The 22,023-nt window shown below is 42.6% G+C and carries 18 protein-coding genes; 14 read left to right on the top strand and 4 right to left on the bottom strand.

What is annotated here, in order from left to right:
- The first annotated feature begins 256 nt into the window (after positions 1 to 256).
- The 4 genes from NT178_01445 (at position 257) to NT178_01430 (ending at position 3,948) form a co-directional block, all read left to right on the top strand.
- Positions 257 to 961, top strand: coding sequence for a methyltransferase domain-containing protein (locus NT178_01445; GenBank protein ID MCX5811199.1), 705 nt, complete (start codon positions 257 to 259; stop codon positions 959 to 961).
- Positions 951 to 2,822 (top strand): PAS domain S-box protein, encoded by a 1,872-nt coding sequence (locus NT178_01440; protein MCX5811198.1) that lies wholly within the window; start codon positions 951 to 953, stop codon positions 2,820 to 2,822. The genes NT178_01445 and NT178_01440 overlap by 11 nt, the downstream gene beginning before the upstream one ends.
- Positions 2,819 to 3,469 (top strand): response regulator transcription factor, encoded by a 651-nt coding sequence (locus NT178_01435; protein MCX5811197.1) that lies wholly within the window; start codon positions 2,819 to 2,821, stop codon positions 3,467 to 3,469. Before NT178_01440 ends, NT178_01435 begins: the two co-directional genes overlap by 4 nt.
- An 89-nt stretch (positions 3,470 to 3,558) precedes the next feature.
- Positions 3,559 to 3,948 carry a response regulator transcription factor gene (locus tag NT178_01430; GenBank protein MCX5811196.1) on the top strand — a complete coding sequence of 130 codons (390 nt, stop codon included), beginning with the start codon at positions 3,559 to 3,561 and terminating at the stop codon, positions 3,946 to 3,948.
- Positions 3,949 to 4,244: 296 nt separating this feature from the next.
- On the opposite strand, the gene NT178_01425 is transcribed toward NT178_01430, so the two are convergent.
- Both NT178_01425 and NT178_01420 read right to left on the bottom strand, forming a co-directional pair.
- Positions 4,245 to 5,564: a hypothetical protein gene (locus tag NT178_01425; protein ID MCX5811195.1), complete on the bottom strand. Its 1,320-nt coding sequence runs from the start codon at positions 5,562 to 5,564 to the stop codon at positions 4,245 to 4,247.
- Positions 5,561 to 6,355: an IclR family transcriptional regulator gene (locus tag NT178_01420; GenBank protein MCX5811194.1), complete on the bottom strand. Its 795-nt coding sequence runs from the start codon at positions 6,353 to 6,355 to the stop codon at positions 5,561 to 5,563. Before NT178_01420 ends, NT178_01425 begins: the two co-directional genes overlap by 4 nt.
- A 368-nt stretch (positions 6,356 to 6,723) precedes the next feature.
- Between NT178_01420 and NT178_01415 the strand changes: the two genes are divergently transcribed.
- The 5 genes from NT178_01415 to NT178_01395 are packed head-to-tail and all read left to right on the top strand — an operon-like array spanning position 6,724 to position 11,610.
- Positions 6,724 to 8,025, top strand: coding sequence for an LUD domain-containing protein (locus NT178_01415; GenBank protein ID MCX5811193.1), 1,302 nt, complete (start codon positions 6,724 to 6,726; stop codon positions 8,023 to 8,025).
- A complete protein-coding gene (locus NT178_01410; GenBank protein MCX5811192.1) occupies positions 8,018 to 8,758 on the top strand; it encodes a heterodisulfide reductase-related iron-sulfur binding cluster in 741 nt (246 codons plus the stop codon). The genes NT178_01415 and NT178_01410 overlap by 8 nt, the downstream gene beginning before the upstream one ends.
- Positions 8,759 to 8,815: 57 nt before the next feature.
- On the top strand, positions 8,816 to 9,109 hold the full coding sequence (locus tag NT178_01405) for a hypothetical protein (GenBank protein ID MCX5811191.1): 294 nt from the start codon (positions 8,816 to 8,818) through the stop codon (positions 9,107 to 9,109).
- A 1-nt stretch (position 9,110) separates the two neighbouring features.
- The gene (locus tag NT178_01400) at positions 9,111 to 11,078 is read left to right on the top strand and encodes an aldehyde ferredoxin oxidoreductase (GenBank protein MCX5811190.1); all 1,968 of its coding nucleotides are present in this window, start codon (positions 9,111 to 9,113) and stop codon (positions 11,076 to 11,078) included.
- Between the two features lie 31 nt (positions 11,079 to 11,109).
- A complete protein-coding gene (locus NT178_01395) occupies positions 11,110 to 11,610 on the top strand; it encodes a 4Fe-4S dicluster domain-containing protein (protein MCX5811189.1) in 501 nt (166 codons plus the stop codon).
- A 139-nt stretch (positions 11,611 to 11,749) separates the two neighbouring features.
- Here NT178_01395 and NT178_01390 read toward each other — a convergent pair whose 3' ends face one another.
- Together NT178_01390 and nifU are read right to left on the bottom strand one after the other, a co-directional pair.
- On the bottom strand, positions 11,750 to 12,913 hold the full coding sequence (locus tag NT178_01390; GenBank protein ID MCX5811188.1) for a cysteine desulfurase family protein: 1,164 nt from the start codon (positions 12,911 to 12,913) through the stop codon (positions 11,750 to 11,752).
- A 31-nt stretch (positions 12,914 to 12,944) separates the two neighbouring features.
- A complete protein-coding gene (gene nifU, locus NT178_01385; GenBank protein MCX5811187.1) occupies positions 12,945 to 13,451 on the bottom strand; it encodes a Fe-S cluster assembly scaffold protein NifU in 507 nt (168 codons plus the stop codon).
- A 321-nt stretch (positions 13,452 to 13,772) separates the two neighbouring features.
- On the opposite strand from nifU, the gene NT178_01380 reads away from it, so the two are divergent.
- From NT178_01380 to NT178_01360, 5 genes are all read left to right on the top strand, one after another.
- Positions 13,773 to 15,305, top strand: a complete 1,533-nt coding sequence (locus tag NT178_01380; protein ID MCX5811186.1) for a putative sulfate exporter family transporter — start codon at positions 13,773 to 13,775, stop codon at positions 15,303 to 15,305.
- A 212-nt stretch (positions 15,306 to 15,517) separates the two neighbouring features.
- The gene (locus NT178_01375) at positions 15,518 to 16,390 is read left to right on the top strand and encodes a glycine--tRNA ligase subunit alpha (GenBank protein ID MCX5811185.1); all 873 of its coding nucleotides are present in this window, start codon (positions 15,518 to 15,520) and stop codon (positions 16,388 to 16,390) included.
- Positions 16,391 to 16,470: 80 nt separating this feature from the next.
- Positions 16,471 to 18,543, top strand: coding sequence for a glycine--tRNA ligase subunit beta (gene glyS, locus NT178_01370; protein ID MCX5811184.1), 2,073 nt, complete (start codon positions 16,471 to 16,473; stop codon positions 18,541 to 18,543).
- A 9-nt stretch (positions 18,544 to 18,552) separates the two neighbouring features.
- The gene (gene ppdK, locus NT178_01365; protein ID MCX5811183.1) at positions 18,553 to 21,306 is read left to right on the top strand and encodes a pyruvate, phosphate dikinase; all 2,754 of its coding nucleotides are present in this window, start codon (positions 18,553 to 18,555) and stop codon (positions 21,304 to 21,306) included.
- Positions 21,307 to 21,429: 123 nt separating this feature from the next.
- The gene (locus tag NT178_01360) at positions 21,430 to 21,972 is read left to right on the top strand and encodes an epoxyqueuosine reductase QueH (GenBank protein ID MCX5811182.1); all 543 of its coding nucleotides are present in this window, start codon (positions 21,430 to 21,432) and stop codon (positions 21,970 to 21,972) included.
- Positions 21,973 to 22,023 lie beyond the last annotated feature (51 nt).

The raw sequence follows: 22,023 nt of genomic DNA, 5'->3' as shown, positions 1-22,023 counted from the left end.
GTTCCAATCAAACTGTTTGGAGGAAAGGCTATCTGTCTTCTGACAGGCAGGCGTAAGTCATGTCAATGGCCATGGATATAACAAAAATGTAATTTTATTTACAAGTTACATGGTTTATTATAGATTAACAATAAAAACGGTTGCCTTGTAAAGGTTTATGCGTGTAACCGGAAAATGGGTGAGCATGAAGACAATAGCTGAAAACGACTTAATTTTGATTATATATAAAGATAAAAGATATTTGAAAAAGTTGCAAATGGATAAATCTTTTCATGGAAAAGGCGGCATGATAAATTTTGCAGATCTGGCAGGTATGCCATTTGGAATACGATACGGTCAATATGAGATTTACGAGCCTACGATGGAAGATATCGTAATGTACGGTATAAAAAGGGAGACTCAAATAGTTTTTCCTAAGGATGCGGCATTTATCTGCTTGAGGTTAGGACTGATGCATGGCTCCAGGATGTTAGAGATTGGCACCGGCAGTGGCGCTCTTACATTTATATTTTCGTGTGTTGTTGGACCCGGGGGCTCGGTTGTTTCATTTGAGAAAGAAGAGAGGCATTATAAGAATGCGAAAAAAAACATTGAACGTTTTGCCAAATGGGATAATACAAGGCTTTACTGCGGCGATGTTGTGGAGTATGAGGATGGCGGTTTTGATGCTGCATTCATTGATGTGAGAGAACCCTGGATGTACTTCGATAAAGCAAGTGAGCTTTTAAAAGGCAGCGGGTTGCTCGGGATGATAGTGCCAACTGCAAATCAGATAACAGACATCTTAAAAGAACTGAACAAACGTTTTGGGGATATTGAAGTGCTGGAAATTATGCTGCGGAGATACAAGACTGTTGCCGAGAGGGTCAGACCTGTTGACAGGATGGTTGCCCATACCGGTTACCTTGTATTTGCAAGAAAAATTGAAGATATTGCAGACAGTGCCTGTTATGGAGAATAAAGACCGTCTCAAAAAACAAGATAAAAAATACAAAAATGCCGATTCTTTTTACAATGGTGAAAAAAGGTTTAGACTTCTCGTTGAGCAGATCCCTCTGGGGTATCAGTCGTTGAATGCAGACGGTTATATCGTTGACGTTAATCAGGAGTGGCTCAATATAATGGAATATTCACGAGGCGAAATCCTGGGGCGCTGGCTTGGCGATTTTCTTACCCCGGAATATGTGGAAAGCTTTATGAAGGGTTTTAGCCTCTACAAAAAATCAGGTGAGATCCACGGTATAGAATTAGAAATGGTAAAGAAAGACGGTTCGATAATAATCGTATCGTTTGATGGAAAAATAGAATACGACAACGAAGGTAGCTTCAGCCAAACTCATTGCATTATGAGCAATATTACCGAGCGTAAGAAGATGGAAAGGTTGTTGACAGAGTCGGAAGAAAAATATCGCGCACTGGTAGAAGGCGCAAGCGATGCCATGGTGCTTGTTGATATTCACGGCAATGTGCTTGAAGTAAATAGACAGGCAGAGAAACTTACCGGCTATTCAAAGAATGAACTCTTAGGTCTGCATATCGGCCGTATACACCCGAAGGAAGAAATCGAAAGGACACTTAAGTGTTTCGAGGAAATAGTCCGGCAAGGGTCGGGGCTGTTCTGTAATGGTATAATATTGAGAAAAAACGGGGATACGGTCCCGGTAGATATAACAGGGAGTGTAATCAGATTCTCGGATAAAATTATAGTTCAGGGAATCTTCAGAGACGTTACCGAACAGAATAAGCACGAGAAGGCACTAAAAGAGGCAGAAGAAAAATACCGGAATATCTACGAAAATGCTATGGTCGGTATCTTCCAAAGCACGCCTGAAGGACGTTTATTGAATGTCAATCCGTCCCTGGCGAGGATACATGCCTATGAAAGTCCGGAAGATATGATACAAGACATCGCCGATATCAGCTTGAAGATTTATCCGAACCCTGATGACCGGAAAAGATGGAGGAAACAGGTTGAAGGGCAGGGTGTTGCGCAGGGATTTGAAATGCAGCTCTATAGAAAGGATAAGAAAAAAATCTGGGTTTCTATGAATGTTTGCGCTGTTCGGGATACAGATGGTAAAGTGCTTTATTATGAAGGTATCGTGGAAGATATTACGGTGCGAAAGCAAGCAGAAAAGCGGTTAAAAAAATCACAGGAAAAGCTTAAGTCCCTTGCTGCAAAGCTGGCAGAAACCGAAGAGGACAAAAGACAGAGACTTGCACAGGAGCTGCATGATAAACTCGGACAGAACCTGACCGCCATAGGCATAAACCTTAATATAATAAAATCTAAACTTCCCGATGAAGTAAAAGAATCGATCAAGTCTCATATAGATGATTCGATAGCGCTCGTTGGTCAAACGGCTGAGTGTGTCCGTGACTTGATGGCAGAGCTCAGGACGCCTGTACTTGATGATTATGGTCTCGTTGTGGCGCTGAAGTGGTACGGAGAACAATATGCTGGAAGAACCGGCATTCAGGTAATAGTTCAGGGGCTGGAGCCGGAGCCCAGACTCGAAAGACGTATTGAACAGGCAATGTTTCATATTTTTCAGGAAGCATTGACCAACACGGCAAAACATGCTAAGGCAACAAAAATAGCGGTCAGGATAGAAGAAAGAAACAGGACGGTAAAGCTAATAATAAAAGACAACGGTATTGGATTTGACTATCATCGCCTCATAGTATCTGGCAGGAGAAACGCCTACCGCGGTTGGGGATTAATGATTATGACCGAGCGCGCTGAAACGATAGGCGGACACCTGCACATCGAATCCGCCCCCGGCAAGGGGACAATGGTAGTAATTGAGATAATAAGGTGAATATTACAGTCTTTCTTGTTGATGATCATTCTGTTGTTCGTGACGGTCTTAAACTGCTCCTCGAAACGCAGCCTGATATAAAAGTGGTTGGTGATGCTGCAAACGGACGTGATGCAGTGCGTAAAATCGCAAAACTCAGTCCTGATGTGGTAATTATGGACATTTTCATGCCTGAGTTGAATGGAATTGAAGCAACGAGAAAAATTCTTGAACTGTGTCCATCTACAAAGATAGTTATTCTTTCAATGTATTCCACTCCAGAGCATATATTTCAAGGCCTCCATGCAGGCGCATCCGGTTATATACTGAAAGAATCGGCAGGCTCGGAGGTGATTAATGCAGCGCGTTCCGTCTATATGGGCAAGCGGTATCTAAGTGAAAAGATCTCAGGTATAGTAATAGATGAGTACGTAAAACATCGCCAGGTAGACGAATTAAAAAGCCCTCTTGCACGTCTGAGCCAACGTGAGAGGGAAATACTCCAGTTGCTTGCCGATGGAAAAACAAATGCGGAAATTGCCGGCATCCTTTTCGTTTCTCCAAAGACAATTGAAACCTATCGGAGTCGTTTAATGCATAAACTTGGCATTAATGATCTCCCAAGTCTTGTAAAATTTGCCATTCTGCACGGCCTAACCTTGCTTTAAAGTTTATCAAACTTTCCTGACAACAAATATCAAACTTTCCTGACAGACAATCTGAGGAAATACTGCGATAGATATATCAACAGATAGTTATGTCAGATAAAATATTGATTGTTGAAGATCATATAGCTGTTCGTAAGTCTTTAAGAAACTGGCTGGAATCTGAGTTCCCGCATATTCTGGTTAGAGAAGCAGGGAGTGGCGAAGAAGCGGTTTCTATTGTAAAAAAAGATTTACATGATATAATTATTATGGATATTGGACTGCCGAATATGAACGGAATTGAAGCAGTACGACAGATAAAATCGTATAATGATGATGCAAGGATTGTAATGCTGACTATACACGAAGATGAGGTGCACCGGAGAGATGCTGAAGCGTCGGGTGCGGATGCATACGTGCCAAAAAGAATGTTGCAAACAGAGCTTCTTCCTGTATTGGAAATATTATTTCCAAGGAATGGAAGGAAATATGATATATAAACATAATACCCCTCCCCATTATCCTACCACGCCCTCTACCTACTCCCCCCCGTAAAAAAGTAGAGGGCAACATTTGGGGAGGGGATCTTTTCAATCTAAAAAATCCCCGGGGCTTACTATACGGCAAAAATCATAAAAGGTTTTATTGTAAAAAAGATGCTTGACATTTTGCGGTTCTGCTACGACGGCTTCGCCGGTGGAGGGGACGACCGGGTACCCGTTTACGGGTGTTCCTGAAATAGAGGAGTGCGACGACGAGTTAACGAAGTCATATGATTGAAGGCAAATTGGTATAATTAAGCATTAGATACCGGTGAACTCCACCACTCAATCCATGAACCATCTCTTTTAAATGCTACATTTAACTCGGATTCAATCTGTCTTATCCAATCGCCAAGGTAAGAAGAGTGGTGAATTATCAGCGGGACGCTATGGGTCGGTAATATATCGTCAAAAAGGCGATACATTAAAATGTTCATATTGTTTTCAGATATTGTTTCGCTGTCGTCCCATGGGGTTGGATGAATAAAACCATGATTTGCGCCTTCATCACTTCTGTAAAGTAAGGAATCACCGAATCTGTCTTTTAATTGCCGCAGAATCCCGACGCACTTTACAATATCATCGACCGTTATCCCCTTATTAAGAAATCGGAGAATCTTGTCATTAAAGGACTCAAAGCCTATAGACGAAAACATGATTGTTAGCTGCCTTTCTTTTGCAGTTTTTAAAATATCAGCAAGAAGTTCTTTGTGTGCGTTTATATCATCAATTCTACATACAAGGTCAATTCGGGAAAGTTCAATGTCTGCCCCGGCAGCATCATCAATTATCTGCTTCAAAGAGTTAATCGGATACTCGTCTATAATCTCAAAAGGGATTTTTCTCCCGTTTTCTTCGGGTAATGCCTTTATTTGGGCCAATACCATGTCCCTGTCAATGCGCCCGTGAAAGCCTTTATCCCTTGCTACGTCGCAAAATATACAGCCGTAAGACTCAACATCAATGAATAATGATCTTTCTTTGATAGTATCCGGTAGCGGTAAACTCACCGTGTTTTTCTTCTTTGCATATGGGCAACCGATTGAATTCAACACCTGTGCTGTTTTTACTTCGAGTCTTTTCAGTGCATCCGTAAAGGTATACATGTTTGCCCAGTCAACATTAAGGGCAATATTCTTTCCCCATGGGAAGCTGAGACAACCGGTTTTTGAATGGAAATCCTCCTGCTTAAGGTAGTCAACAGGACCTTGAATTGCAAGGTCTATTTCCTTATGCAGCCCCTTGAATCTCGTTGTGTAGTTTACTGAATCTATCTCCCCGTAATAATCCTTTTCAGCCTGCGGGCCCCCGAGTATAGTGAAAAAGCTCCTTTCTTTCACAGCACCGATTAATTCCACAAGGTCTTTTCTCCCGCAAAGATGTGAGAATCCAATGATTTTTTCCTTACCTTCATAATAATCGTCAAGAAATTTCAACAGGAGTTCTTTTGAAAATTGTCTCTCAATGCCCACTACAATTGAAGGCATATTCAAATTCGTTGTCATATATGTACATGCAGTTTGAGCACCCAGGATGCCGTGGGGTTCGCCGGTATGATGTGTAATCAGAATCATGATTCCTTTGCCTTCCTGCCTTCATCCATATGTGTACTGAATGAAATCCTTTTGTTTATCCGTTCCGCAGTGATTTTTAATTGTTTGATGATAAATTGAAGTTTTTCATCAATTATCGAATTTGAAAAACCTACAACCCAGATAGCGCCCAAGGGATGATTGTCCTGATAAATAAGGCTTGCCACAGCCCTGACGCCTTTCAGATATTCCTCAAGATCAACCCCGTATCCCAATTCCCTTGTCTTCTCGATTTCCCTGATAAAGTCATCCAAGTCTGTGATAGTGTTCTCAGTGTATTTCGGCAGGCCTTTTTCATTTAAAATCGAAATTATCTCATCATTTTTCAAAGCAGAAAAAAATACCTTTCCGGCAGCTCCGGCAGTTAAGGGCATCTTTGTCCCTACCGGAGCAGACAACTTAAGACTTTTTTTAGCTTCGACAACACTGAGTATTTTTAATGCATCATTTTCATTTACCCCGAAGAAAACTGTTTCATCTATCAATTCAGCAAGGTTTTCTAAAAATGGTCTTATGATAAAAAGAATATCCTGATTTTTATAAATAATCTTTGAAAGTCTCAGCAATTTTTTTCCGATTGAGTATTTCTTTGTTTCGGAATCCTTATATAGAAAACCCACTTCGCTAAGTGCCTTTAAAACTCCATATGTTGTGCTTTTACTATAGATGAGAGTCTTGGAAATTTCCGAAACGCCGAGCGGCCGGTTCTCTTTTCCGATTAACACAATAATATCGATTGCCTTTTTTATAATTGGCGCGCTGTAGTCGTTCATTATCCTGAGAAAATATAATGTAATAATAAATTCTTTGTAAATACGTTCATTATATTGAACGATATTAACCCGTGAAAAACAATATTGTCAAGATTTATTTAAGGCTGATAGCTTAAAAAGCTATTTATTATTAATAATTATAAATATTCCTTGACATAAAATACGATATATTATAAAAAATATTAGTTTATGATATTGAACGATGCAATGAAAATAAAGATTGCATACAGAATTTCAAATGCAAAAACCATGAGAACACAAATCTGTTCACTTTTATTAATGCGTATGTTTGTGAAATATTTATCAAAATCATATCCTCGGTATATGGTAGCGCTATAAGTCCTTATCGAAAGGGAGGGTAAAAAATAATGGCTAATATTCCAGGTTTAATAGTTGTTGAACCCTCACCCGAACAGAGCAAACATCGAGCAGCAGGCATATTTGTCAGAAAAGAGAAGAGGATTGAAGGCGAATCTGTAAAGGAACATCTCAGGAAAATACGTGAAGATGCGAGAAGTAATAATGCATCGTTGATTGAACAACTTCAAAAAACCCTCGGTAAATATGATGGCGTGAAAATTACTTCTGCCAAGGATGCAAAAGAAGCGGTATCGTATATTAAACAAATTGCCGATAATACGACCCTTGCATCAATAAATAAATCAAATATAGTTGTAAATGAATTAAGACCTGGGCTTCAAGCTGCCGGTTTTAAGACATATTTACGATACTATGGAGAGTTTAATAATTTTGAGGAAGGGAAATTTCAAAAAAAGGTAGAAGATTACTGGTCTCTTCCCGGTATGCATGGAAGGAATCTTGTAGAATCCTTTGATAAACGGCACAGCATAACAAGGTTATCTTCATCCGGAATAAAAGATTATGTTGCAATTATGGGAGTTAATGCCATATCCGCAGAGGATGGCACCGTATATTTTTTACAACATATGTCTAATATAACCAAAGATTTGCAGCAGGCAAAGAAGATTATCCTGGTAGTAGGTATTGAAAAAATATTAAAGAACAAAGAGGATGCCCTTTTTCATACAAAATCAATGGGAATTTACGGTCTTGAAAGCATTCTTCTCGACCTTATACCTCATGATATTGAAAAATATGACTTCGAAAGCCTTCCCGAACTTTCCGGCGAAAATGGCCAGGAACTCCATGTTATCTTTTATGATAATGGAAGGAGTGAACTTTTAAAAAACGGATATAGCGATCTCTTTTTATGCATCGACTGCAGAGCATGCGCACGTCAGTGCCCTGTGGGACAGCACATCTTTCTTGACAAGGGTATGGTGTATAGTCCGAAAAATTATCTTCTCGGTTCCCTCCAGGGGTGGCTCCCTCCAGTTGAGGTCTGTCTCCACTGTGGACGCTGTCAGGTGGAATGTCCTGTTGATATCGATATACCGACATTAATCTGGAAGGCGCAGTTTGAACATTATGCAGAAGATGGCCGGAGCCTGAAAAAGAAGATGCTTGACGACCCTGAACTACTTGCAAAACTTGGCGGGATGACGGCTCCCCTGTCTAACTGGATGGTAAAACTGTGGATCGTAAAAATGATGACACAGTTTTTTACGGGTGTCCATAAAGATTCCACCTTGCCTGAATTTCATCGCCAGACTTTCAGAGACTGGTTCAAGGGAGGCTCTCATGAGTAATAAGGTAGTGTATTATCACGGTTGTTTTGCAAACTACTACAACCCTGATTCAGGAAAAGCCCTTGTATCAATCTTGAAAAGGAATGACATTGAAATAATTGTACCTGAGCAGAAATGCTGCGGAATGCCTATGATGGCAAACGGGAACCCGGCCGGGGCCAAAAAGAATTTTGATTTTAATGCCCGTATGCTTGCTGAAGCTGCAGCTCCCGGATATGATATTATAACAAGCTGTCCAAGTTGCAACATGATGCTGAAGAGAGAGGGATTGCCCTTTTTTGACAGTAAGGATGCACGGTTTATATCTGAACGCATTTATGATGCAAGCGAATATATTTACAAGCTGTACCTTGAGGGGAAACTCAATACGAACTTTGGTGAGATACCACTTAAGGTATTCTACCATAACCCTTGCCATTTAAGGGTGCAGAACATTACAGACGTGCCGGTTGCACTTCTCAGACTTATTCCCGGCCTGGAAGTTGTAAAGGTCAATACGAACTGCTGCGGCATGGGCGGTTCTTACGGCATGAAAAAGATAAATCACGAACGTTCTGTGGAGATTGCACAGAAATTATGGAATGAGATAAAGGCGGCTAATGTGGATGCTGCCGTAACGGAATGCGGCGGTTGTGGATTGCAGATGGCCGCAGGGACAGGAATACGTGTAATCCATCCCCTCGTTCTGTTAAATGACGCATATGTAAAAGGTGATGCCCGCAAAGCAGCTTAATAAATAGGATATTGAGCTGTTTGTTTCAATAAAACATTTTTGGAAAGGAGGATTAAGATGGCAGATGACAAATTATCAACTGCAGAAAGTCTGAGAAGCACAAGAAGCTATGGCCAGGTAAGGTGCATGAACCCGAGTTGCGCAGGCAGAATTACCCCTGCACCGGGACAGACACAGGCAAAATGTCCGAAGTGTGGTTCCGAATGGCGTATTTTCTGGATCAACGCCGGTCTCCCCCGTGTAAAAGGTCCGGTATGGGAGACAAGCCAGAGACTGGCCAATGAGAGATTAGACCAGATAGCAGCAGAAGCAGGCAAGAATGAAGAACTAGCAAAGAAGGAGGTAAAATAATATGTCTCTAGATAGAAAAGTTGCAATAGTCGATCTTACAACAGGTAAGATCGACATAAAAGCTATTCCTTTAGCAGTCAGGAAACAGTTTCTTGGCGGCAGAGGGCTTGCAGCATATTTGCTTTACAATTACTCAAAACCGGGTTGTGATCCTTTGGGGCCTGATAACGCAGTTATTTTCAGCGCCGGTATTCTCGGTGGTATGCTTGCATCAGCATCCGCCAGAACAGATGTTATGACGAAAAATCCCCTTACAGGCCTTCTGGGAAGCGGCAACTTTGGCGGTTTCTTTGCCCCCGAACTCAGGTATGCAGGTTTTGATCACATTGTCGTAATAGGCAAAGCTGCAAAACCAGTATATATATTTGTTCATGACGGCGAAGTGGAAATAAAGGATGCAAAGAACCTCTGGGGAAAAACAGTTACAGAAGCTCAGTGGGCAGTAAGGGAAGAGCTTGGAGACCCTGATGTAAAGTGCGCAGTTTGCGGCCCTGCTGCTGAGAAGTTGGTAAGATATGCCAACGTTATGACAGGCATAAAGAATGCCAACGGAAGAGGCGGCGGCGGATGTACAATGGGCTCCAAGAACCTGAAAATGGTTGCAGCACGCGGAACCATGGATATCAAGATTGCCCATCCACATGAGGCACTTGAATTCGACAAGAGGTTTATTGAACAGATCACCAGCGCAAAAGTCAACCAGACCATGGGTGTGCTGGGAACACCTTTTATCTGGGGTGCAACTAACTCCTGGGGGGGCATAAGAACAAACAACTTCCAGTTTAATCAGCTTCTCAATGCCGATCCGATAGAGCCTGAAGAAATCGATGAATGGTCAAAAGAAAGTATGGGCAGTGAATACAACATGTCGGCATGTTTCGGCTGCCAGGTACACTGCCGCGCCAAATACAAAATTCCTGATACACCCCTTGCACGGAAATACGGCCTTGTCGGCAAATACGATGAAGGTCCGGAATATACATCTCAGGGCGCTTTCAACGGCGAACCGGGATGTACAGGACTTGATACGCTGCTCATGGGCAACCACCTCGTTGATCAGTACGGTGTTGACAACCTTGAAATCGGAAGCACTATCTCCTGGGCAATGGAACTCTATGAGAAGGGAATATTAACAACCAAAGAGACTGATGGTCTTGATTTGAGATTCGGAAATGATGATGCTGTTATTGCAATGATTCACCATATATGCAAGAGAGACACCTGGCTTGGTGACGTTCTTGCCGAGGGAGGCATCAGGGCATCTGAGAAGATCGGTAAAGATTCATTTAAATTACTCATTCACATGAAGGGTATGCAGAACCTTCACTCTGACGAAAGGGCAACCCCGGCTCTTGCACTAAATCTCGCACTTGCCTCAAGAGGTTCCGACCACTTGAGAAGCAGGCCGGCTATCGACCTGTACCATCTGCCGGTTGATGTTATGAGAAGGATATACAGCAGCCCTGTTGCATATGATGGGCCCTTGAGCTCCGACCATACGGAATATATCGGAAAACCATGGCAGGTTGCATGGCATGAAAACTGCTACATGGCCGTTGACTGCCTCGGCATATGCAAGTATCATACAACATTCCTTGGGGCAACATTGCCGAACTTTGAAGACTGGGCAAAGGTCCTTTATTATAATGTAGGACTTGAGATGACTCCGAAGGATATATGGGATGTTGCAGAAAGATCTAATATGGTTGAGAGACTGTTCAACATAAGAGAAGGTATGAAGAAAGACGATCCCTTCAAAGGCGAAATTCTGGCAGAACGTTACTTTACTGAACCTTGTAAGCGTGGAGCACCGGATGTTATCGGCAAAAAAATTGACAAACCAAAGTTTCTGGAAATGAGGGCTCTGTTCTATAAATATAAAGGTCTTGATGAGAATGGCGTACCCACACCGGAATCACTGAAGAAGTACGGACTTGAAAATCTCGATAAAGAACCATTACGTATATAGTTGGGATATAGAACATAAAGGAGGAAACTAAATGGAAGCAAAAGTGCTCATGATAAATCATGAAAAATGCACGGGTTGCAGAAGATGCGAACTCGTATGCTCAGTATTTCACGAAAATGTAGCAAATCCGAGCAAGGCAAGGATAAAAGTAGAAAAATGGGAATGGGAAGGGCTTTATATCCCTATGTCATGCAAACAGTGTGTGGATGCACCTTGCATGAACGTATGTCCTGTAAAGGCAATTACAAGGGATGATGCCCAGGGCCTGGTATCTGTTGACAACGATATGTGCATCGGCTGCCGTTCCTGTGTGGCTGTATGCCCCTTTGGCGCAATGAACTTTAACCCCATGATGAAAAAGGTTTTTAAATGCGACCTCTGTGACGGCGATCCACAGTGCGTAAGATTTTGCGACATGAAGGCAGTTGACTTTGTTGATGTCAGAAAAGAAAGTCTTTCCAAGAAGAGAGATGCTGCATTCAAGATTTCAGAAGCAAAGAAACTTGGCGCAACAATTCAGTACGAAGGTTGAACAATAGCTGTTGATTAATAAAAACCCCTCCAGTCCAAAAGGGCTGGAGGGGTTTTTATTCCATTAAGCTAATAAAAAACTTATTTTTCTTTGTCGAGACCTTTGCGAAAGTCCCCTGATCGCTATTTTCTGTCATTCATTATTTCTTTTTATAGAGGGGCGACATACTTCTCAGAAAGGCGATACTTTTTTTGAGAACTTCTACTGCCTTGCCCACCTGTTCAAGCGTATTATCAATACCAAAAGAAAAACAAAGCGTACCCTGGGCCGTAGTATAGTCCCTTCCTGTTGCGATTAGGACATGGGACGCCCGAAGCGACCCGGACGCACAGGCAGAACGAGTGGAAACACAAATGCCTTCTTCGTCAAGCATGATTGTCATGGATTCGCCTTCAACATAATCAACTGAAAAAGAAACAAGGCCGGGGAGGCTTATATCAGGATGGCCGTTTATATAAATTTCATCAATTGTTTTTAAATGCTCGATAAGGAACTTTTTTAATGTTAACAGGTGTGCGTTGCGCTCTTCCATTTCTATAACAGCAAGCTCTGCAGCCTTTCCCATGCCGACTATGCCGAGCATATTCTGGGTTCCTGCACGTCTGCCGTCTTCCTGTGTCCCTCCGTCTATAATCGGTACAATCTCTGTATTCTGGCGGATATAAAGAACGCCTACGCCTGATGGTCCATAAAACTGGTTGGCAGCGATGCTCAAAAGATCAACACCCATGTTATCCACATCAACAGGAATATTGCCACAGGATATGACTGCATCGGAATGGAAAACCACATTCCTTTCCCTGGTAATTTTACCGATCTCGGCAATGGGCTCGATAGTTCCTATCTCATTGTTTGCGTGCATAATTGTGACAAGGATGGTATCGTTCCTGATTGCTTTTTCCACGTCTTTCGGATCAACAAGGCCATACTTGTCCACTGGAATTGCCGTTACCTGATATCCCATCCTCATGAGTACCCGTAAAGTTCTTGCAACGGATTGGTGTTCGATGCTGGTAGTTACAATATGCTTCCCCTTTTTTGCTTTTGCAAAGGCTATCCCTTTTATGGCATTGTTATTCGATTCTGTCCCGCCTGAAGTAAACACTATTTCATGAGTTCCGGCATGAATGAGCTGTGCCACTTTGCCCCTGGCATCTTCAAGCATCTCGATCGCCGAATCACCTATATGGTGCTGACTTAAAGGGTTTCCAAATCCGTCATGTTGTAAATATGCGATTATCGCCTCTTTTACCAGAGGGTGAATCGGGGTTGCAGAAATATGGTCAAAATATATGGTATTCATCGTATGCGCTCCCATAAAATAACATAATGAATTAGTGATTCAAAGCAGGTTTTCCGCACTTGTTACAATAAGGAGTGGTTTTGGGAATCTCGGTATCACAATATGGACAGTAACATTTTCCCTTACGTTCTCCAATATATTCAACTTTTTTATCTTTAACTCCTTTACCCTTTTTTCGGGAATAGTAGTCCATAATTGCCTTGTGAAGTGCATCTGCCCCCAAATGTGAGCAGTGAAGTTCATTTTTCGGCAATCCGCCAAGGTTTTTTGCCACAGACTCATTAGTGATTTTCATTGCTTCTTTGAGGGTCTTACCCTTAGCCATTTCAGTTACCATGCTTGATACGGCAATTGCAGCGCCACAGCCGAAGGTGCTGAACTTTATATCTTCAATACGATTGGCCTTGACTCTTATGACGATGGTCATCATATCTCCGCATATCGGATTACCTACTTCTCCGACCCCATCAGGATTCTCAATCTTGCCAATGTTTCGTGGATTTTTAAAGTGATCCATTACTACTTCGGAATATTGCATGTTTTCCTCCTTGGCAGATTCCCACGTGGGCTTACCAGTGGGAACCAATATTTTCTTAATATAACGCATCTAACCGATTTTGCAAGAAGAATAATTACTGGACTATACTGCTGCAAGTAACGGGATATCCACACGGTCTGAAACAGAAAAGACCTCGCAGCAATGCTTGTATTATTAGACTCTGCAAGAATAAATCAGATAACTATTTATACTCTCAAAGCAAGGGTTGACAATTTAGAAAATCTACGCTAATAAGGTATTTAAGGTTTTCCATACAACTATGTCGGTACAGCATATCTTCTAAGGAAGGAGGCACAAATCATGGCAGAAAAAAAAGCTATTGACTGGACAACGCTCTGGAAAAAAGACGATTGGATGTCTGTATGGATCGGATTTATTATTCTGATATTTTTTATGGCAGGTGCTACATTCAAACTTCCGGGATGGAAATGGATGAGCGATGGTGCATTTATAGAAAATATTGCAGGTTGGTCAATCAAGGCCGAATCTCTCGCGAAGGATGCCGGGCAAAAGGGTGATACCGATATTCAGAAACAGGCTATGGTTCTTAAAAACTCCCTTGATGCAAAAGACAGAAAGTCTATTGGAAATGAGGCCTCAAAACTCGAGAAGGTGGGGAAGGACGCAAAAGACAAGGGTGTCGGAAAGAATGCTGACAAACTTGCTAAAGCTATAAAAGGCGATGCCGGTGCTACAATCGGGAAGGCACTCTCCGGCGATAACATTTTAAGGGCTCTCTATCTGTTGATCGGTTTATGGATACTCGGTGCAGTCGGGATGGCGTGTATGGGGATGTCTGTCGGTAAATTTACCCTTGGTTTTCCCATAATTTACATACTTTCTGCCCTTTCATTTCTGGTAGCAGGCAACACTACCATTTCTTTTTACGGCCTCGAGGTGGTTTTCTGGTCCCTTATATTCGGACTCCTTATAAGCAATACCGTTGGCGTGCCTGAATGGCTTAAAACAGCAGTCAAAACTGAATTTTTTATTAAAATAGGTTTAGTTCTATTAGGGGCAGAGGTACTCTTTACCACTATCGCAAAGGTTGGGATCTATGGAATGATTCAGGCTGTCATTGTCATTTTTGCTGTTTTCTATGTCTGTTTATGGGTTGGGCGGAAGTTCGGTCTTGATGATGAATTTTGCTCCATACTTGGCTCAGCGGTTTCGATCTGCGGTGTCTCCGCAGCAATCGCTGCAGGGGGCGCAATAAATGGTGACCAGAAAAAAGTAAGTCATACCATATCGCTTGTTTTACTCTGTGCTATACCAATGCTGATATTTGAGCCCCTCATTGCAAAAGCGGTAGGAATGGCGCCGGCAATTGCAGGCGCCTGGATTGGAGGCACTATTGACACGACAGGCGCAGTTGTCGCTGCCGGAGCCATTGCCGGAGAGGAGGCAATGGCTGTTGCTGTTGTGGTAAAGATGGCGCAAAATGTACTTATCGGTGTTGCCGCATTTCTGCTTGCCATATGGTTTACCTTTAAAGGTCGGGGAGCAGGCGAAAAACCGAGTGCAATGGAGATTTGGTTCAGATTCCCGAAATTTGTGGTGGGCTTTATTGTTGCCTCGATAATCTTTTCTTTCTTCCTGTCTGATGCTTCAGCCAAAGCCGTAACCGGTATTACTGCCGGCTTAAGGGGTTGGTGGTTTACACTCGCCTTCCTGTGTATCGGCCTTGATACAAAGTTCAAGGAACTTGTAGCAATGGGCGGTGGAAAACCTGCGGCAGTATTCCTCATTGCCCAGGCATTCAATGTCGTCTGGACACTTATTTTTGCATATCTCATTTTTGGCGGGGTATTATTCCCTGTGCCGAAGTTCTAAAAACATATTAACCACAGAAGCCGGGCAATCGCTCCTGACTGCCCGGCTTCGTTAACAATTACATATCGGTTTTATCTATGACACGCCGTCCGCTTGCGGCGGTGTAATTTATACGCCAAACCCATAATCTTATGTTCAGTTTTCAAGCCTGAAGGTCTAAATTTGATAGCAATGAATGTATATTTATGTTATAAAAAAAACGGAAATTAAGCGTGTATTTTCAAGAACTCATATTTGCCTTGCAGAAATTCTGGGCTGACAAGGGATGCATAATCCAGCAACCGTATGATATGGAGGTTGGCGCCGGCACATTCCACCCCTCCACTTTCTTGAGATCGCTTGGTCCTGAGCCATGGAATACTGCATACGTTCAACCTTCACGGAGACCGACGGACGGCAGGTATGGTGAGAATCCAAACAGGCTTCAACACTATTACCAGTTCCAGGTTATTATGAAACCCTCCCCTAAGGATATACAGAATATATATATAGACAGCCTGAAGAGCTTCGGTATAGATACGTCCTACCATGATATACGTTTTGTCGAGGATGATTGGGAATCTCCCACTCTTGGAGCGTGGGGACTTGGATGGGAAGTTTGGCTTGACGGGATGGAAATTACCCAGTTTACCTATTTCCAGCAGGTCGGCGGCATAAACCTTTCACCAATTTCCGTGGAGATTACTTACGGTACAGAAAGAATAGCCATGTATCTTCAGGATATAGACAACGTATTTGACATTAAATGGAATAAGGACATTCTGTATGGCGATGTATTTCTTGAACCGGAAAGAGAGTTTTCGATTTTTAATTTTGAGGAATCTGATCCGGCTATGCTCAAAGGATTTTTCGATAGTTGTGAACGCGAAGGGGAAAGGCTTGTAAAAGGCAGGGGGCTCATTTTCCCAGCCTATGATTTTTGTCTTAAATGCTCGCATATATTCAACCTGCTCGACGCACGGGGCGCTATAAGCGTCACCGAGCGGGCAAACTATATAGGAAGGGTAAGAAGCCTCGCAAAGATGTGTGCAGAACTTTATGTAAAGAAGAGAGAAGAAATGGGGTTTCCGCTTTTAAAAAAATAGTTTTATGTTTCAGGTTAGGATTAAGGTTTATAACTCGTGAGCTATGATACTATAATAATAAAAAAAAGGGGTTTGTTAAGTTGAAAACGTTACTGCTTGAAATCGGTACCGAAGAAATTCCTGCACGGTTTATTGAATTGGCAAAAGAAGGTTTTTTTAATCTTTTAAAAGAAGGTCTTAATGTTTCCAGAATTTCCTTTAGCAATATAAAGATCCAGACAACCCCCAGAAGGATGGTTGCTTTTATCTATGATGTGTATGAAAAGCAGAGCGATAGCATTATTGTAAAATATGGTCCACCCGTAAACAGGGCCTTTGATGAATCCGGCGCTCCTACGAAGGCTGCACAGGGCTTTGCAAAGTCTCAGGGTGTTGCTGTTGAAGAATTAATAAGGGCAGTGAAAGATGGTGTGGAATTTATCGCAGTTGAAAAGATGGAAAAAGGGATATCGTCAAAAGATGTGCTTTCCGGCCTCTTTAGAGATATAATCCCCCGCATTCCCTTTCAGAAGAAGATGCGGTGGGGCAATGAAAGTTTTGAATTTGCGCGACCTCTTCAATGGATACTTGCACTATTCGATGAAGAACCGATAGACTTTACCATTGCAGATGTGAAGAGTGGAAATTTTACATATGGCCACAGGTTCCTGTCGTCAGGCAGGATTGAGATTGCCCGACCTTCAGAGTATGCTGAAAAGATGAGGGCAAACTATATAGTCTTAAGCGAAGAAGAGAGGATGGGGACAATCCTGCAAGGGATAAGTCGAATTGAGGGAGAGGTCCACGGTCATGCCATAGGAGATAATGATCTGATAAAAGAAATCACGAATATTACAGAATATCCATACCCGCTTCGGGGGGAATTTGATGCAAAGTTCCTTGGTATTCCTAAAGAAGTGCTTATTAATGTGATGAAAAGTCACCAGCGGTATATTCCAATAATGGATGAGCGGGGCGAGCTAATGCCCTATTTTATCTTTTTTGCAAATACGGTGCCTGTTGAAGACAAAAATGTTATCAGGGGCAACGAAAAGGTTTTGCGTGCGAGACTTGCAGATGCGGAGTTCTTTTTTGAAGAGGATGGAAAAATCCCGCTATCTGGCCTTTATGAGCGCCTTTCCTCGATTGTATTCCATGTGAAGCTCGGGACGTTGAAACAGAAAACCGACAGGGTAATAAAGATAGCGCACTCCCTTTCCTCGATTCTCGGATTTGCAGATATAGAAAAGGTGGATCGGTCAGTCAGTATGATGAAGGCAGATCTGCTGACCCACATGGTAGGCGAGTTTCCCGAACTTCAGGGGGTTATGGGCAGGATATATGCAGGCCATCAGGGTGAAGCCGGCGATGTTGCCCGTGCTATAGAAGAACACTATCTGCCCTCCGGAGGCAACAGCAGCTTACCGGAGACAACTCTCGGTACGATTATCAGTATTGCCGATAAGATTGATTCGTTAACGTCTTTCTTTTCCGTGGGTATAACGCCTACCGGTAATCTTGATCCCTTTGCCTTACGGAGACAGGCGCTTGGCATCATAAAGATTGCAGTCGATAAAAAATTACATATACCAATTGAAGGACTCATAGAGACTGCTTATGTGAGCGGGGATGCCATTAATGGAAGAGTTCCGCCTGAGGAGACAAGAGCCTCGCTTATTGATTTTATCGTGACGCGGTTTAAATTTTCCATGATTGAAGAGGGCAGGAATCAGGAATTTGTTGAGAGTGTTATGCCTTTTGTTGCAAAGGATATATACGATGGGTACGTAAGACTCATAACTCTTGAAACACAGAAATCCATAGAGGATTTTAAAAAACTCATGGTAGGCTTTAAACGGGCTTTTAATATTACAAAGATGATAACTGAAGATCGTGAGATTAAAACTTCTCTGTTTACTGAAACAGAAGAACAGATGCTCTTTGAACTCTATGAATCGAGTAAGGGGAAATTTTTTGATTTTATGCGTGAAAGAAAGTATGATTATGCCTTGTCTATTCTTGTCGGCTTCAAAGAAACGATAGACAGTTATTTTGACAAGGTCTTTGTGATGGACAAAGATCAAGCCATAAAAAACAACAGGCTTGCCCTGTTAAAGAAGATAAAAGATATGTTTTTAACGTTTGGTGATTTTTCAAAAATTCATATTGAATAAGGGGTTATTATGAAAAAATTTGTGTATTTCTTTGGTGGAAATAAGGCGGAAGGCGGGGATGACTTTAAGAATCTGCTGGGCGGAAAAGGCGCAGGGCTTGCAGGGATGGTTAATCTTGGGATACCTGTCCCTCCTGGTTTTACTATAACCACCGAGGCATGTGTTTACTTTTACAAGCACGATGAGACATTCCCCGAAGGTTTAAAAGAGCAGGTGCTTAAAAACCTGAAGAAGGTTGAGGATTTAATGGGTAAGAAATTCGGCGATCCCAAGAATCCACTCCTTTTCTCTGTCCGGTCAGGGGCACGGGTAAGTATGCCGGGTATGATGGACACTATCCTGAACCTCGGCCTGAATGAGAAAACCATGGCAGGGCTTGCAAAACTGACGGGAAATGAGTGGTTTGCCTATGACTGTTACAGAAGATTTGTCCAGATGTATGGTGATGTTGTGCTGGGACTTAAACCCCAGACTAAAGAAGAGAACGATCCCTTCGAAGAGATTATTGAAGCTAAGAAAAGGGAAAAGAAGATAAAGCTGGATGTGGAACTAACCGTTGATGACCTGAAAGATCTAGTGGCCAGCTTTAAGACTATTATCAAAAAGAAGGTGGGCATTTCCTTCCCGGAGGATCCCTTTGAGCAATTATGGGGAGCAATAGGTGCAGTATTCAAGTCCTGGAATAACGAAAGAGCCATTGCTTACCGGGAGATGAATAATATTCCGGATGATTGGGGTACGGCAGTTAATGTTCAGTGCATGGTCTTCGGCAATATGGGTACAGATAGCGGAACAGGTGTTGCCTTTACAAGAGGCCCATCAACAGGCGCAAATGCCTTCTATGGAGAATACCTCCTTAATGCCCAGGGTGAAGATGTAGTTGCCGGCACCAGAACACCGATTCCTATAAACAGAAACCAGAAGATAGCTGATAAATCTGTGCAGCCTTTGGAAGAGGTAATGCCTGAAATATATACGCAATTGATAAAGATCGGGGATATCCTTGAGAAACATTACCGGGATATGCAGGACGTGGAATTTACAATTCAGAATAAAAAACTCTGGATGCTTCAGACAAGGAACGGGAAAAGGACTGCCTTTTCAGCATTTAAAATCGCTGTGGACATGGTGAAAGAGAAGCTGATAACAAAAGAAGAGGCCTTGATGAGGGTGGAGCCGGAACAATTAAGCCAGATATTGAGACCCCTTTTTGACCCGAAAGAGAAGGAAAAATCCCTTAAATCCGGGAACATGGTTGTAATAGGCTTAAATGCCGGGCCAGGAGCTGCTACTGGAAAAGTCGTGTTTAATGCAGAAGATGCGGAAGCCTGGGCCGCCCGCGGGGAACATGTAATACTTGTGAGGATAGAGACCTCCCCGGAGGATATACGCGGGATGAATGCCGCACAGGGTATTCTTACAGCAAGAGGCGGCATGACAAGCCATGCTGCGCTTGTTGCACGACAGATGGGCAAGGTCTGTGTTGCAGGTTGCGGTGAACTCGATATTGATTACAAAAAGAAGACTATTACAGTACAAAACAAGACCATAAAAGAGGGCGACTATATCTCTATAGACGGAACAACGGGAGAAGTTTTCATCGGAGCGATGAAGACAATACCTTCTGAGGTATTAAGGGTTATCATAGATAAGACGTTGAAACCTAAGGACTCGGAAATATATAAAGATTTTGCGCTTTTAATGACATGGGCAGACGAGACGAGAACCCTTGGGGTAAGGACAAATGCAGATGAACCCGGGCAGGCAAGTATTGCCGTTGCTTTCGGGGCAGAGGGTATAGGGCTTTGCAGGACCGAACATATGTTCTTCGAAGGCGACAGAATTGATGCAGTACGGGAAATGATTGTGGCCGATGATACGGCTGGCAGGGTGAAGGCATTGAAAAAAATTCTTCCGATGCAAAAGAAGGATTTTACAGATATTTTTAAGGTTATGAACGGATTGCCTGTAACAATAAGGACACTGGATCCGCCGCTTCACGAGTTTCTGCCACATGATAAAAAAGACATTAAAGCGCTTGCAGAAAAGCTGAATATTCCTGTTAAGTTATTAACCGGGAAGATTCAGAGCCTTCATGAGGCAAACCCCATGCTCGGGCACCGTGGATGTAGACTCGGCATAGTTTATCCTGAAATCACCAGGATGCAGGCAAGGGCTATTTTTGAGGCTGCCTGTGAGGTGAAAAAGAAAGGAATTGATGTAAAGCCCGAGGTGATGATCCCCCTTGTGGGAAATGTAAATGAACTATCCATCCAGAAAGAGATCGTGGAGAATACGGCAAAAGATGTCATGAAGGAATATGGCGTTAAGATAGATTATAAGATCGGGACAATGATAGAAATACCGAGGGCAGCCATAACTGCTGATGAGATAGCGAAAGTAGCCGAGTTCTTCTCTTTCGGCACAAATGACCTGACCCAGACAACGCTTGGTATGAGCAGGGACGATGCAGGGAAGTTCCTGCGGTTTTATGTAGATCACGACATATATCCCTATGACCCGTTCCAGAGAATAGACGAAGGCGGTGTGGGCAAGCTTATGGAGATAGGCATCGAACTTGGCAGGAAGACGAGAAAAGATCTGAAAATCGGTATCTGCGGAGAGCATGGAGGAGAACCCAATTCCGTTGAATTCTGCCACAGGATCGGACTTAATTATGTGAGTTGCTCACCTTACAGGGTAACCCTTGCAAAACTTGCAGCCGCAAGGGCAGCCGTAAAGGAAAAAAGGCTTAAAAAATAATAAGTTCAGAAAATATGAATGCAGAATGATTAAGAGACCCCGGAGAAAACTTTCCGGGGTCTTTAGTTTTTGTTTATTTACAGGTAGTGTAGAAAAAAGCCCTTATAGATGGTAAAATCGGGAATGACAACAATAAAAAAAGTGCTTCTTCACATATGTTGCGCCCCATGCAGCATTTATCCTTTAAAGCAATTGAAAAGCGAGAATGCAGAGGTATATGGATTTTTTTATAATCCCAACATTCACCCCTATACGGAATTCTTAAAAAGATTAAAGACGCTTGAAAATTATGCAAAAATATCTCTGCTGCCGTTAGAAACAGATGGTTCCTATGAGATTGAAGACTTTTTGAAGGGCGCCCTTGAATATGGGAAAGACAGATGTCTTTTCTGTTACAGGATAAGGCTGGAAAAAGCATTTCAAAAAGGCAGGGAAACAGGTGCGGAGGCCGTGACAACAACGCTCCTCTATAGCAAATACCAGAGGCATGATGATATAAAGACAATAGGCGGGGAATTGTCCGACCAATATGGAATAGATTTTCTTTATAGGGATTTCAGGATTGGGTGGAAAGAAGGGGTGGAGGAGTCAAAGAAACTGAATATGTACAGACAAAGCTATTGTGGGTGCATATTCAGCGAAAGAGAGAGATTCAAGGGGAAATAATCCCATATTTTCCATTAGGCTAAGTATCGGTGTCGGGGACAGGCGCAAGCC

It is taken from the genome of Pseudomonadota bacterium, assembly GCA_026388255.1.
In the GTDB taxonomy this organism is placed as follows: domain Bacteria; phylum Desulfobacterota; class Syntrophorhabdia; order Syntrophorhabdales; family Syntrophorhabdaceae; genus JAPLKB01.
Note: the sequence above shows the minus strand (reverse complement) of the source record. Positions and strands in the feature narration are given on the sequence as shown.

Coding starts and splice junctions, on each gene's coding strand:
- NT178_01445 (MCX5811199.1), top strand. CDS start 257: ATGGATAAATCTTTTCATGGAAAAGGCGGCATGATAAATTTTGCAGAT.
- NT178_01415 (MCX5811193.1), top strand. CDS start 6,724: ATGGCTAATATTCCAGGTTTAATAGTTGTTGAACCCTCACCCGAACAG.
- NT178_01410 (MCX5811192.1), top strand. CDS start 8,018: ATGAGTAATAAGGTAGTGTATTATCACGGTTGTTTTGCAAACTACTAC.
- NT178_01425 (MCX5811195.1), bottom strand. CDS start 5,564: ATGATTCTGATTACACATCATACCGGCGAACCCCACGGCATCCTGGGT.
- NT178_01390 (MCX5811188.1), bottom strand. CDS start 12,913: ATGAATACCATATATTTTGACCATATTTCTGCAACCCCGATTCACCCT.
- ppdK (MCX5811183.1), top strand. CDS start 18,553: ATGAAAAAATTTGTGTATTTCTTTGGTGGAAATAAGGCGGAAGGCGGG.
- NT178_01405 (MCX5811191.1), top strand. CDS start 8,816: ATGGCAGATGACAAATTATCAACTGCAGAAAGTCTGAGAAGCACAAGA.
- NT178_01395 (MCX5811189.1), top strand. CDS start 11,110: ATGGAAGCAAAAGTGCTCATGATAAATCATGAAAAATGCACGGGTTGC.
- nifU (MCX5811187.1), bottom strand. CDS start 13,451: ATGCAATATTCCGAAGTAGTAATGGATCACTTTAAAAATCCACGAAAC.
- NT178_01360 (MCX5811182.1), top strand. CDS start 21,430: ATGACAACAATAAAAAAAGTGCTTCTTCACATATGTTGCGCCCCATGC.
- NT178_01400 (MCX5811190.1), top strand. CDS start 9,111: ATGTCTCTAGATAGAAAAGTTGCAATAGTCGATCTTACAACAGGTAAG.
- NT178_01380 (MCX5811186.1), top strand. CDS start 13,773: ATGGCAGAAAAAAAAGCTATTGACTGGACAACGCTCTGGAAAAAAGAC.
- NT178_01430 (MCX5811196.1), top strand. CDS start 3,559: ATGTCAGATAAAATATTGATTGTTGAAGATCATATAGCTGTTCGTAAG.
- NT178_01440 (MCX5811198.1), top strand. CDS start 951: ATGGAGAATAAAGACCGTCTCAAAAAACAAGATAAAAAATACAAAAAT.
- NT178_01420 (MCX5811194.1), bottom strand. CDS start 6,355: ATGAACGACTACAGCGCGCCAATTATAAAAAAGGCAATCGATATTATT.